At 47.0% G+C, this 13104-nt stretch carries 15 protein-coding genes; all 15 read right to left on the reverse strand.

Annotated elements, in window-relative coordinates; genetic code table 11:
- Window position 1: 1 nt before the first annotated feature.
- Entirely contained in the window at window positions 2-544 is a 543-nt protein-coding gene (locus CS562_RS23580; protein ID WP_076288950.1) for a QcrA and Rieske domain-containing protein, read from the reverse strand.
- Window positions 545-737: 193 nt separating this feature from the next.
- Window positions 738-1160, reverse strand: coding sequence for a DUF2487 family protein (locus tag CS562_RS23585; protein WP_076288949.1), 423 nt, complete (start codon window positions 1158-1160; stop codon window positions 738-740).
- 162 nt (window positions 1161-1322) lie between these two features.
- Complete coding sequence (locus CS562_RS23590; protein ID WP_024630643.1) at window positions 1323-1502, reverse strand: IDEAL domain-containing protein; 180 nt, start codon at window positions 1500-1502, stop codon at window positions 1323-1325.
- A 23-nt stretch (window positions 1503-1525) separates the two neighbouring features.
- Window positions 1526-2032, reverse strand: coding sequence for a gamma carbonic anhydrase family protein (locus CS562_RS23595; protein ID WP_063566783.1), 507 nt, complete (start codon window positions 2030-2032; stop codon window positions 1526-1528).
- A 44-nt stretch (window positions 2033-2076) separates the two neighbouring features.
- Window positions 2077-3195, reverse strand: a complete 1119-nt coding sequence (locus CS562_RS23600) for a hypothetical protein (protein ID WP_099858393.1) — start codon at window positions 3193-3195, stop codon at window positions 2077-2079.
- A gap of 466 nt (window positions 3196-3661) precedes the next feature.
- Window positions 3662-4261 carry a histidine phosphatase family protein gene (locus tag CS562_RS23605; protein ID WP_076288947.1) on the reverse strand — a complete coding sequence of 200 codons (600 nt, stop codon included), beginning with the start codon at window positions 4259-4261 and terminating at the stop codon, window positions 3662-3664.
- Window positions 4262-4301: 40 nt separating this feature from the next.
- The gene (locus CS562_RS23610) at window positions 4302-4937 is read right to left on the reverse strand and encodes an anti-sigma factor family protein (RefSeq protein ID WP_076288946.1); all 636 of its coding nucleotides are present in this window, start codon (window positions 4935-4937) and stop codon (window positions 4302-4304) included.
- Window positions 4934-5527 carry an RNA polymerase sigma factor gene (locus CS562_RS23615; RefSeq protein WP_053780698.1) on the reverse strand — a complete coding sequence of 198 codons (594 nt, stop codon included), beginning with the start codon at window positions 5525-5527 and terminating at the stop codon, window positions 4934-4936. The genes CS562_RS23610 and CS562_RS23615 overlap by 4 nt, the downstream gene beginning before the upstream one ends.
- A 730-nt stretch (window positions 5528-6257) precedes the next feature.
- A complete protein-coding gene (locus tag CS562_RS23620; RefSeq protein WP_099858394.1) occupies window positions 6258-7352 on the reverse strand; it encodes a prephenate dehydrogenase in 1095 nt (364 codons plus the stop codon).
- A gap of 27 nt (window positions 7353-7379) precedes the next feature.
- Entirely contained in the window at window positions 7380-8480 is a 1101-nt protein-coding gene (hisC, locus tag CS562_RS23625; RefSeq protein WP_099858395.1) for a histidinol-phosphate transaminase, read from the reverse strand.
- Between the two features lie 86 nt (window positions 8481-8566).
- Window positions 8567-9373 carry a tryptophan synthase subunit alpha gene (trpA, locus tag CS562_RS23630; protein WP_099858396.1) on the reverse strand — a complete coding sequence of 269 codons (807 nt, stop codon included), beginning with the start codon at window positions 9371-9373 and terminating at the stop codon, window positions 8567-8569.
- A complete protein-coding gene (trpB, locus tag CS562_RS23635) occupies window positions 9370-10569 on the reverse strand; it encodes a tryptophan synthase subunit beta (protein ID WP_099858397.1) in 1200 nt (399 codons plus the stop codon). Before trpB ends, trpA begins: the two co-directional genes overlap by 4 nt.
- Complete coding sequence (locus CS562_RS23640; RefSeq protein WP_099858398.1) at window positions 10566-11303, reverse strand: phosphoribosylanthranilate isomerase; 738 nt, start codon at window positions 11301-11303, stop codon at window positions 10566-10568. Before CS562_RS23640 ends, trpB begins: the two co-directional genes overlap by 4 nt.
- Entirely contained in the window at window positions 11300-12091 is a 792-nt protein-coding gene (gene trpC / locus CS562_RS23645; RefSeq protein ID WP_076288940.1) for an indole-3-glycerol phosphate synthase TrpC, read from the reverse strand. Before trpC ends, CS562_RS23640 begins: the two co-directional genes overlap by 4 nt.
- Window positions 12081-13103: an anthranilate phosphoribosyltransferase gene (gene trpD / locus CS562_RS23650; RefSeq protein WP_373561760.1), complete on the reverse strand. Its 1023-nt coding sequence runs from the start codon at window positions 13101-13103 to the stop codon at window positions 12081-12083. The genes trpC and trpD overlap by 11 nt, the downstream gene beginning before the upstream one ends.
- Window position 13104 lies beyond the last annotated feature (1 nt).

The following is a 13104-nucleotide window of genomic DNA, read 5'->3' on the forward strand; positions in this document are numbered from 1 at the left end:
CCTATTTGACTCGGGTGTTCGGAATAATGTCGCCCAGATAAACCCAACCCTGATCTTCTTTAACCACATACTCATCAAGCGGCTTCGGGGCTACGGCAAGGTTCTTGCCTTCCTTGTTATAATGCGCGCCATGGCACGGACAATGATATTCGTCAGGATATTGCTTATCACTGTTCCAACCTACGGTACATCCCAAATGTTTACAAATGGGTGAAAGCGCATAGATTTTGCCCTGCTCATCTTTCCTGATCCAGGCGATTAACGAAGCATTGCTCAAATACCAACCATCTTGCTGTTTCAATTCAAACGTAAATTCTTGAGGTTCATTCGTAATTTTGCTGATTTCCGCTACTTTGACAGAGGTGCCTTCTCCCTTGTGCTGCAAAATCGGGTCCACCGCAAAACGGACCATGGGGAGTATTGCACCGGCGGCCATGTAGGCTGTAGCTCCACCAAGCGTGTACGTCAAAAACTGCCTGCGTGACATTTCCATGCGGCTTGGCAATTTCATCGAAGCTTCGTGCTGGTCATGCTCACTGCTCATACTGTCTCCAACCCCCTTTTTCAGCCAACTCTCTCAATCGTTTTCATTATCAGAAATTCCACGACTTACTAGAACATACATAATCATATAGTAGCCCTAGAACACCGTCAAGAATTTGTCACACATTTTTAAGGTTCATTTGTAAGCGTTATTAAAAAAATGTTGGTAAATTGTCACATTTGTCACAGGTAGGTCATCTTTTCCATAACTCACGGATTTTTTCCCCGACAAAACGCGAAATCCCTTCTTCTCCAACCTCTTGAATTAAAGTAGAACGACTTAATACCAAATCTGCAGAGGTAATTTGGGTATGTTCCAACTCGCCATCAGATGACATTATAACCACATATTTGAAACCGGAGGATTTGAGCTGTTCGGATAAGGTATTTAATGCCATTGACATATCTGGACACGCATAATGGAATGCAGGGTAAGTCATGATACGTCCTTTAAAAGGAATCTCCACCAGATCCAAAAAATCTCTAAGTCGCTCCAACGCCTCAGTTGCTTCAACCGGGGACTGCTTGCCCGTCAGGGCTGTATATGGAATAAGGCATGTATCCAGATAGAGTTGCAGTTCCGCCCAGCTGTCTTGAGTCATCTCACTGAATTTCAATTCCCTAATTCCCCTCTCTATCCATTTTATTCCCATATTATATATGAGCGTATATTATAAATCCAGAGATTCATACTTTTTCCGCATAAGAATGATGAAGAACACAAAAAAGAAATGCGTGTTTCACGCATTTCCTGTCGTATATATTATTTTACATGCTCATCAGTTTATGGCCTTTAGTTCATCCGTCAGATTCCGGAAAGCTACTTCGTCTCCGGTAGCCAATGCCTTATCGATTTCCATATACAGCTTCTCGCTGCGCTGTTTACGAAGCGCGTCGTCCCACACCATCTCAGCAGCCAGCCCCAACATGACTTCATACGTAACTTTCATTTTATCCAATAGGATGCACCTCCAAAACGGATTTAAGAGCTCCTATATTCCTTTCCTTTGGCAACATAACCTAGTGTAGTTCTGGACATCCGCTCAAGATCTGCGTCAGTCAACTCACGTATCACTTTGGCTGGTGTGCCCAAAGCAAGGGTATAGGGCGGTATTTTAGTATTTTCAGTTACAACAGAACCGGCCCCGATCAGCGTATATTCACCAATTTCGGCTCCATTGAGAAGGATAGCGCCCATACCAATCAGCGAACCTGTTCCGATACGACATCCATGGATAATCGCAGAATGCCCTACCGATACATCGTCGTCCAAAATCAAAGGTTGATCCGTGTTGACGTGCCCAACAGCATTATCCTGTATATTACAGCGCCGTCCAATCACAATGGGTGCCAGATCGGCGCGCAGCACAGCATTGAACCAGATCGTAGATTCTTCACCCATTGTCAGATCACCTATAAGTTTGGCGCCTTCAGCCATATAGACCGAAGGGTGTAACTGGGGTTGCATACCTTTGTATGGAATTATCATTAGTATCACTCCTTAATTTGGGAGTGATTTTAGCAACTTGTCCTTCACTTGTCAAACATAACGGGACTAATATCCCCGGACAGCGAGCGACAGGATGACGCAAGCCGTGAACCCCATGCTGTCATTTGTACTGTTCGCCCATCTGCATGTTCTCCAATGCGAAGCATGCCTAGGTGCAGCATCATTTTGAGTATCCTGTTGTCATAAATCGTCTCGGCAGTGTCATAATAGAACGGCTGAATGTAGGGACCAATCTGGCGGAACAAAGACTCTGCTGTGGACCAGCCAGCTGCACATTCCCCTGTCCAGTACACTATGGAGGACAGATTGGGAATAGCACCTTTATAAAGTCTTAACCAAAACCGAAATAGCTGTATCATCTCGGCTGTTTTCTCCGCACCCAGCTTGTCTTCACCAGAAGGTGACAATTTCAGCGTGCCCTGCTCCTCACGGACCAGACGATGATGAAAAGCATAGTCGTAGATGAACGCAAATCGGTCGGGGTAGTCTTTGAACGAACGACCATAACCGAATCTCCATCCTGCCTTACCCACCAGCGCCTCACTCACATGCAAATGCTCCATGATCTGCTGTTGAGAACGACGATACATCATGCCTTCTGCGTTCAGTGCTATTTCATGCTGCTGGACAAATTGCAGAAACAGTTTCAGATCATCTGCGAGTAGATGGTATTCATCCCTGTAAACGGGCGGCTCGCTCGTCTGTGCAATGCCTGCTTTCAGGTGAGTGGATAACACATCACGAAATCTCATTTGCAAATCCTTAGGTACCTGATACAGGTATCTGGTCTGCTGAGTTGTGCCATTGAATAACCATCCACTCTTCGTGAAGCGTACGATAAGATCACGTGGACTGGCTCCAGCCTCGCTATCTTTTTTATCCATCGATTGACGAGCAATGGCGACAAGTTCCTCCATACCGAAGTATTGGCGGGTATCAAACAGCAAGTTGTTCAAAAACCGTAGATCTACCTGGTTTAGTTCCCTAACCTGCTGCTCAAAAAAAGGTCTGCTGCCCAATGTAGTGAGAATACTCTGGATGAGTTCATGTTTGGAATTGGGCTTACACTCGCACTGGTAATAGTCTGCTATTCGATTAAGCTGGCCGATATCGGCAAAAGTAAGCATATCCGCTAGATTCATGGGTCCATCGCCTCGCCCTTGACTACTTTTTGGCTGTTGATTCGGGGCCTGGAGTAGTTTGGTTTTGTAAACATCGTTGACGGAATTCCCATGATCTAAACCTCTTTTTTGCAAATCTTTTATGTTTTAACCATACTATGCCCGAAGTTGCCTGCTCAGAAGAAGAATGAGAGGTTCAAAATCATATAGAAATTGAACTAGAGAATATTTACACTTGCCACTCCAATGACAGAACAACCTTCTGATCGCTGTTATCCCCAATTTTTTTGGATTCCCTTTTTTCGAAGGGGAAAATCTGGGGATAAAGGCGAAGCGTATGCTTCCGACGCAGCTTTCTTTCAGAAAGCTTTTAGCTCCGCTTCCTCAGGTTAATTCTGTCCTCTCCGTTCTTGTGTAAATGTTTATTTCAATCTCTATAGAATGCCAGTTACACATTGCTATAACGCAAAAAAACAACCTGAGTTAATTACTCAGGTTGTTTTGCCAGATCTAATGAAAGGTGTCGTGTACAGTTATAAAGCAATGGACTCCAATCGTCACGTTCCTTCTCCAGGATCGTAAGCGATAGGTTTCCAATTCGTTCCGTATAGCGGTCTTTATACAAAGCTGATAGCAAACTGGCTAAAAAAGCGCCATGGGAGACAATCAGCACATTTTGGTCCTGATGAGCCTCCCATAAATCCTCCAGAAAGCCCAATGCACGTGTCTGAATATCAGCAATCTGTTCCTGTCCCAAATCAAGCGTCTCCCAGGAAGCGCCCCAGCGAGCCACACGCTCTTCGGATGTCAGACCTTCAATTTGACCAAAGGCACGCTCTTTCAAGCGTGCATCCGGCTCAAGCAAAGGAACATTCAATAGCCCGGAGATAATCTCTCCCGTCTCCTGAGCTCTGGACAGCCCGCTCGTAATGATATGGTCCCAGCGATACTCTTCGGTAAGCAAACGTCTACCCAGACGCTCAGCTTGCTCACGACCTTCCGCATTCAGAGGTATGTCTGTCTGTCCCTGAATACGCCCTGCTGCATTCCAGTCGGTTAGACCGTGACGAATAAGCCCAATGCGCATCTCATCCCTCATTTCTCTATACGGTGAACGAAAGCTTTACCTAAGCACGTGCACCTTGTTTGCGTTTGTTTGTTGAACGATGCATCCGCCCAAGAGAGAACAGAGCCATACCTATTGCAAGCAGCGACAACGCCATCCAGTACTGTGGATACGCTGGGCCCATGCTCACAACGAAGGGCTCAATAATACTCCCTCTATCTGCTCCCGTCATGTTGTACTTGTACAATCCGGAGGAAGAAGGCTCACTGCCCGCTACTCCTGTCTCCAAAATACCCGTAGAGACCACGCTGGTCTGCTCAGCTTCTGATACGTCCGGCTTAAACATCGCCATGTACAGAAAGCTGCATAAGAAAATTGCCAGGAACGCAGCAATCCACAAAGACATATGCTTGCGGATCACAGCAGAGAAACGATTAACCTTTGCCTCTTCCGGCAGTAGCCATGGAGACTCCGCATAGATCCGGTCCATAACATTACGGTTCACTTTCTCTGCTTGTTGTTCTGTCACTGGGACCGGTATGCTGTGCAGCAGAATTTGAGCTTCTTCCCAAACCTCAAATTGCTGCGAGCAATCTTCACAACCAGCGAGATGAGCATGAAATGCAATTCGCTGAGGATGAGCTTCCGGCAAGTCCCAGACCAGTGCAAACAGTTCCTGGGCTTCATTGCAATTCATCTGTTCTTCATCCCTTCATATGGCTCGTAGACCGGTTCGAAGAAATAAGGTTCCAATTGAGTTTTTACGCTTGACCTTGCTCTGAACAATAACGATTTTACAGAACTGACGCTCTGCCCAAGAATATTTGCAATCTCCTGGTAATCTAGTTGATCATACTCACGGAGTATAATGGCAGAACGCTGCTTCTCCGGTAAATTGTTAATTGCATCCCTAACCAGCATCACCCGCTCACTGCGCAATACAGCATGCTCTGGCGCATTCTCAGAAGGAGCAACAGGTACAATACCGCTCTCTTCAAGTGGAACACTCCCACTACGCTGTTTGCGAAGCTCACTCAGTACCGTATTTCTCGCAATGGTATATAACCAGGTTGAGAATGAGGCATCCACCTCTCGGAATGAGTGCAGACTGCGGAACGCCTTATAGAAAGTCTCAGAACAGAGATCTTCCGCAAGCAGCTCCATATTAGAACTTTTCAACATATGATATACGAAAGCCAGTATTTTACGCTGATAACGACTCATCAGCTCGGAATATAACTCCAGGTTACCTTCCTTGATCTCTCGAATCAACTGGGAATCCGTCATTTGAGTGCGACCCCTCCTCGCCCATCCATGTGCTTCTCCCCGTTCGACTCTATCCATGTATTACCGAACAGGCACAAAAAAGTTGCGGTTTTCACCGCATAAAACAGCGTTCAGCGCCAAAACAGGCCTTCCCGCCAAATTCCCCTATGTAATGGCAATTTCCCCAACGTTTCTACATTAACAGTATTTATTGTACAACGGTCTGCATCATCCTGGCAAATCCATGGCTTCCGTTGAAGCCCGACCAGTCATTATTATGCAGCCATTTTCTCGTCCATGACTTCAATTTGATCCCTTTTGTGAAGCCACTCATATATTGGACGAACGAAGGCCTCAAAAAGTTTGTGTGAATTAAGAAATAATTTTAAAATTTCAGCAGAATTTCGTCATAACATATTTTTAGCAATTGCACCATTAAACCTTATTTCCGATCATCAAGCAATAGACAAAATGCATTTCCAACTCACTTTATGCAAGGATTATATTTCCTTAATTTACGAATGTTATAATTAACTTAAACAATTTTACTCAAAGTGTTGACAAAATGAAAACGGATACATATAATAAAAGTACAGTATGGTTTCTCTCCACTCCTATCCAATAACTGTATTGCTCCACGTGAGCAATGGCCGCTTATGTAAGCGGTCTTTTTTTTGTCCTTTTTTAGAACATGTCCTGTAACAGCTGATTATCAACATAAAAAAGAGGGCTTTCGCCCCCTTCCAATAACCTAAACCCACACTTGATACCCCAGGGAATCCAGCAACGTTTTGGCACGTTCCATTTCTTCTTCCTGCCGGAACGACAAACGCATAATGCCCGGCACATCGACCCGGTTCTCAATAATCTCCATGTTGCTTAAGTTAATATCATTCGCCCCAAGCTCGGTGGCAATCTTGCCGATCATCCCCGGTGCATCCTGTACATCCGTATATAGATCAAACAACGACGAGATCATGCCTTTCCTTCGTTCTGGCAGCACACTGCGGAACTCGCGTGCCTGACGAAACGCCTCCTCAATGCCCTCACCATTTTGTTGCTCCAGCATTTCGGTGAAAGCCGTCATTTGGCCGTTCCAGTCCTTCAACAAGCCCAGCAGCACCTCACGGTTGCTCAGCAGAATATCTCTCCATACAATGGCATCACTGGAGGCAATCCGAGTAATATCACGGAAACCGCCTGCAGCCAGCATTTTATACAAAGGGTTCGACTCATTATATTCACGCACCTGGTTCACCAGCGCAACTGCAATAACATGTGGCAAATGACTGATCGCTCCAACTATGTCATCGTGCAGCAGCGGCTCTACACGAACAATCTGTGCACGTGTGTACGCAAGAAGATCAGATAATCTGTCATAAGCTTCCTCAGGTACTTGTTCTGAAGGGGTCAAGACATAGTATGCATTCTCAAATAATACAGACGAGGCTGCATCCACACCTGCACGCTCAGATCCGGCCATCGGATGACCGCCAATAAAGTATGCATCACTCATGCGGACATGCTCAGCACAAGCTGCGATGGATGCCTTTGTGCTTCCTACGTCCGTAATGATACATCCCTTTTTCAAGGGAAGCTTGGCCAATTGTCCAAAATAGGATTCGAGCAGCCCAACAGGTACGCACAAAAAAATAAAGTCGGCATCCTGTACCGCTTCCTCCAGAGAGAGCGTAGCATCATCCACTACACCACTCGCTATGTACTTGTCCTTCAGTTCAGGCAGGTGGGCATAGCCCATCACCGTTACACCAGGCTTGCCTTTGAAGCAAAGCGCCAGTGAACCGCCGATGAGCCCTACACCGATCATTGCAATTTTTAGATTCATGGGTCCTCACTCTTTTCATCGCCAGATTTAAGGGCGTGCTACCGCCTTCTCAGCCAGCGTGTTCTTCAGTGCCGTGACAAACGCACGGTTCTGTTCTGATGTTCCGACGGACACACGAATGTATGTTGGATATACATGGAATCCAGGACGAACGATAATGCCTTGTTTCAAAAGCGACTGGAACGCCGTTGCAGATGGCATGTCCAGATCAACCATGATGAAGTTACCCTGCGAAGGGAAAAACGGCAGTTCTAACTGTGTGAATTCATTTTGCAAATACGCTCGTTCTACTGCATTACGCTCCGCACATTCTTGGACAAAAGCCTGATCCTCAAGTGCAGCTTTCGCCGCAGCCTGACCGAATCGTGAAGTATTAAACGGTTCACGCACACGGTTGATCAGATCGATTACTTCTGGGCGTGCAATACCGTATCCAATACGCAATGAAGCTAATCCATAGATTTTGGAGAATGTCCGCAAAATAACCAGGTTAGGATAACGCTCAATCATAGGAACACTTTGTGGATACGCCTCATCCGTTACAAATTCATAGTAAGCTTCATCCAGCACAACCATCACATGAGAAGGTACACGATCCATAAATGCCGTCAATTCCTGCTCAGAGATAATTGTACCGGTTGGATTATTGGGGTTACACACCCAGACTGCTTTCGTCTTATCATTGATTTGCGCCAGCATGGAAGTCAGGTCATGAGTTCCATCTTTGAGCGGTACTTCAATGCTGATAGCACCTTCGATGTCAGCGTTACTTTTGTATACAGAGAACGTCTGGTCAGCCATGATGTTCTCGTCTCCCGGGAGGAAGAATGCACGAGTGATCAACGCAATGATCTCATCCGATCCACAACCAAAGATTAGATTATCCCGTTCCACTCCCAGATGCTTCGCCAGCACTTCAGTCAGTTCCGTGGAACTTCCATCCGGATAAATGCTTACATTGACTAGCTCTCTAGTGATTGCCTCAAGCGCAGCAGGCGAACTTCCATATGGATTTTCGTTGGAGGCCAGCTTGATCACTTGCTCCAAACCCAGTTCACGTTTCACTTCTTCAATCGGTTTGCCCGGTTTATATACAGGCAGATTGACAATCTGGGACTTCGGTTTCAACCCGACCGCCTCCTGTTATTGAAATAGTTATGGACATGCCTCAGCCTGTGCTGAGCATGCCCTGGGGATGTAACATCATTGAATCCCTATCCTTTTAATTGTGCCACAAAGTTGCGAATTTGCAACAGTCCCGCCTGACGCGTATCCGGATTTCCAAGAAGAGGTATAGCTTCTTCCACCTGACGAACGATAGCACTACCAACAACAACACCATCACAGATGCGGGAGAAACGAGCTACCTGCTCGTGACTGGAAATGCCGAAGCCAACAGCGACCGGAAGATCTGTCAGGCTCTTTACAGTTTCAATGAAGCTCTCTACTCCATCGAAAAAGGAAGCTCTCTCTCCCGTGACACCCAGAGAAGAGACACAATAGATGAAACCACGTGCTCCCGTAACAATACGCTCGATTCTCGCGTTGGACGTAGGGGCTACGAGCGGAACCAAATGCACACCTACAGCATCCGCACGGCGTCGCATGTCCTCCGCTTCCTCAATCGGAAGATCCGGGATGATCATGCCACTGATCTCATGTTTGATCAACTCGTCAAAAAATACATCCAGTCCCGTCTGTAACACCGGATTATAGTAGGTAAACAGTACAAAAGGTAGTTTCACACCCGCAGCACGCGCTCTTGCTGCTGTCTCCATACAAGTCCGAATTGTGATCTGACTTTTCAATGCACGCTCGGAAGCACGCTGGATTACCGGTCCATCTGCGAGCGGATCAGAATAGGGAACACCGAGTTCCAAAATGTCCGCTCCAGCCTGTTCCAGTTCCTTAATGATCTCCACCGTGGTGTCCACATCTGGATCTCCAACCGTAAGAAATGGAATAAGTGCTGTCCGGTTCTGTTCTTTCAATTGTTGGAAGGTCTGGTCCATCAGGTTCATGCCAAGTCCCCTCCTGTGTATTTCATAATGGATTCAACGTCTTTGTCACCACGACCGGAAAGACAGATCACAACGATATCATCAGCGCTGAGTTCAGGCGCAAGCTTGACGACCTGCGCAACAGCATGGGCTGACTCCAAAGCCGGAATAATGCCTTCTGTTCGGCTCAGCAACTGCAAGGCATCTAATGCCTCTTGGTCCGTAATCGGAACATATTTGGCACGTTTAATATCTTTGAGATAGGAATGCTCAGGACCAACACCCGGATAATCAAGTCCCGCTGAAATGGAATGGGCTGGCTGAACCTGTCCATATTCATCTTGCAGCAGATAACTCATCGAACCCTGGAATACACCATGTGTCCCTTTGCTCATCGTAGCCGCATGGAACTCGGTGTCCACCCCTTTACCAGCTGCTTCAACTCCAACAAGCTTCACATCCTGATCGCCAATAAACGGATAGAACATACCGATTGCATTACTTCCGCCGCCTACAGCTGCAACAATCACATCCGGCAACCGTCCTTCAATCTCCTGAATCTGGCGCCGTGTCTCATCACCGATCACTCGCTGAAAGTTACGTACCATCATTGGGTACGGATGAGGACCGACTACGGATCCAAGCACGTAGAAGGTATCTTCCACATTACTAACCCAGTAGCGAAGCGCCTCATTACCCGCATCTTTCAATGTACGCGTGCCAGATGTCACCGGAATGACTTCTGCTCCAAGCAGCTTCATCCGAAATACGTTCAATTGTTGTCGCTGCGTATCTTCTTCACCCATAAACACTTTACATTCAAGCCCCAGCAATGCAGCAACTGTTGCCGTGGCAACGCCATGCTGTCCTGCACCTGTTTCGGCAATGACTTTCTTTTTCCCCATCCGTTTAGCCAGCAATCCCTGTCCAATAGCGTTATTGATCTTATGCGCTCCTGTATGGTTCAGGTCTTCACGTTTCAGATAAATTTTGGGTCCACCCAAGCGGCGGGACAATTGTTCTGCATGGTATAAAGGCGTTTCCCGACCAGAATACTCGCTTAACAGATAATTCAGTTCCTTGTTGAATTCCTCATCTTCGGAGAAGTGGCTATACGCTCCCTCCAGTTCGATCAGAGCGTTCATTAGTGTCTCAGGTACAAAGCGGCCTCCGAAGGGACCGAAACGCCCGTGTTGATCCGGCAATTGATGTGTCATGCCTGCTTCACCCTTTCTACAAATGCTGTTATTTTCGCAATATCCTTCACACCTTCGGACTCTACGCCGCTGGATACATCGACGCCGTCCGGTGCATATGTCTGTATCAGTTGTTGCACATTATCCGGCTGTAAACCTCCTGCCACGAACAACGCGATTCCATGTTTTCTTGCCCACTCGGCGTAGAATGGAATTCGTTCCCAGGCAAAGGTTTTACCGGAACCCCCTCCATAGAGCGGGTCAAACGTATCGAGCAATATGGCGTCCACCACATTTTTATATGGATCAAGTGCCATTAAGGCAATATCGTCAGCTAATGAACCTGTTTCATCTTTTGGAAAAGAGAAAGCCTTGAACACTTCGATACCGAAGCGCTGTTTCACCTGTTCACAAAATTCCGGCGATTCCTGTCCGTGCAGCTGAATGACATCCAGGCGTGAAATCTGCATGATGCTTTCCAGCTCTTCGAGCGTGGGATTCACGAAAACACCCGCCAGCTTCGGCCGATCGAACATCGTCCAGTCCAAGAGAACCGTTCTTAGCTCCGCACCCTGTTCAGGTGTAATACGGCGACGGGATGGGGCAAAAACAACACCAACGTAATCCACAGGCAAGTTTATCATCGATTTTAGCACTTCAACGTCCTGAAGTCCACATATTTTTACAGCCGCTGCCGGCTGGTTTCGCAGATCCACGTCTCTGCTGCTTGCGCCGTCATGATTGAATGCATTCATGCTTTTGGTCCCATCAGTTCATATACCGCAGCCTCAACATTGTCTTTGCGCATCAGATGCTCCCCAACAAGGATACCATGCACACCTGCCTCAATAAGAGATTCCAATGGCTGAGGACCGTCAATTCCACTTTCACTGATTAATGTTACACCCTCCGGAATCAAATTCATCAAATCCAATGTGGTGTTCAGACTCGTTTCGAACGTTTTCAGATTGCGGTTGTTGATGCCTACAAGTGTTGCCTGAGGAATATCAAGTACTTGCTCCAGTTCAGCACGATCATGGACTTCAATTAATGCATCAAGACCCAGACTTTTGGCAAATGTCAGATATTGACGCATTTGTTCGGGTGTCAGAATGCTCGCAATCAGCAAAACGGCATCCGCGCCAAGCAGCCTTGCCTCGGCAATCTGTCGTTCATCTATAATAAAATCCTTGCGCAGTAACGGTATGTTCACAGCTTCATGAATGGCCTGCAAGTATTCGCTATTTCCCTGGAAATAAGAAACGTCGGTCAATACGGATATACAATCTGCTCCAGCCCGTTCGTATGCGGAAGCAATTTCTACTGGATGGAAATCAGGACGAATCAGTCCTTTGGATGGAGAAGCTTTCTTCACTTCGGCAATGAGACCCAGCTTACGGTTACGTCTCTCTGATAAAGCACGTTCGAATCCACGAGTATTGGGTAATGCCTCTATCTTTTTCAGCGCATCGTCCATCTGAAATGTTTGTGCGAGAACTTCAACTTCTTTATGTTTGGTTGCTACGATTCGATCAAGATACATGACTGTACGCCTCCGTTGTATGAATTAACTGTTCCAGCTTCCCGGCAGCCTTGCCCGAGTCTACAGCTTCTTTCGCCATCAACACACCTTCTGCAATGGTATTCGCTAGACCGGATACATAGATGCACGCCCCGGCATTCAACAGAACGACATCACGGTATGCGCTCCGTTCTCCCTGGAAGATCCTTTTAATAATTTCGGCGTTCTGGGCCGCATCTCCTCCAAGAACCGATTCCAGCGGATGTAACGATAATCCCATATCACGTGGATCAATGTCATACGTATGCACTTCACCATTACGCAGTTCGGATACTTGTGTAGGTGCAGAGATGCTGATTTCATCCAGTCCATCATGACTCGCTACGACCAAAGCTCTTTTCAGCCCTAGACGATTCAGCACTTCAGCGATCATCGGTGTCCGGCTGCGGTCGTATAAACCAAGCAATTGTCGATCCGCTCCCGCAGGATTGGTTAGAGGTCCGAGCATGTTAAAGATCGTACGCACACCCAGCTCTTTTCTTGGCGCAGCAGCATGTTTCATAGAAGGGTGATACACCTGAGCAAAACAAAAACAGATTCCGATCTCATCGAGACATTGTCTCGCCTGCTCTCCGTCCAGATGAATATTCACGCCCAATGCTTCAAGTACATCCGCACTGCCCGCTTTACCTGAGGCAGAGCGATTACCATGCTTCGCCACCCGGACAGAAACTGCTGAAGCAATGATGGCCGATGCCGTTGAAATGTTGAACTTATGAATACCTGAACCACCTGTTCCACAGGTGTCCAGCAGTCCATTGCCGTCGGTTAGAATCCGTCCGCCCTGTCCACGCATGGCTTCGGCAAACCCCGTGATTTCATCCACCGTTTCCCCCTTCATCCGCAAGCCCATAAGCAAACCTCCGATTTGAGCCGGAGTGGCCTCACCTCTCATGATGGAGTACATTAAGTCGCGCGCTTCTGCCTGCTCCAGATGGCTTCCCTCCAAAATTTTGGCAAGGCCATTCTTCATC

The organism is Paenibacillus sp. LK1 (assembly GCF_002750415.1).
Classification (GTDB): domain Bacteria; phylum Bacillota; class Bacilli; order Paenibacillales; family Paenibacillaceae; genus Paenibacillus; species Paenibacillus taichungensis.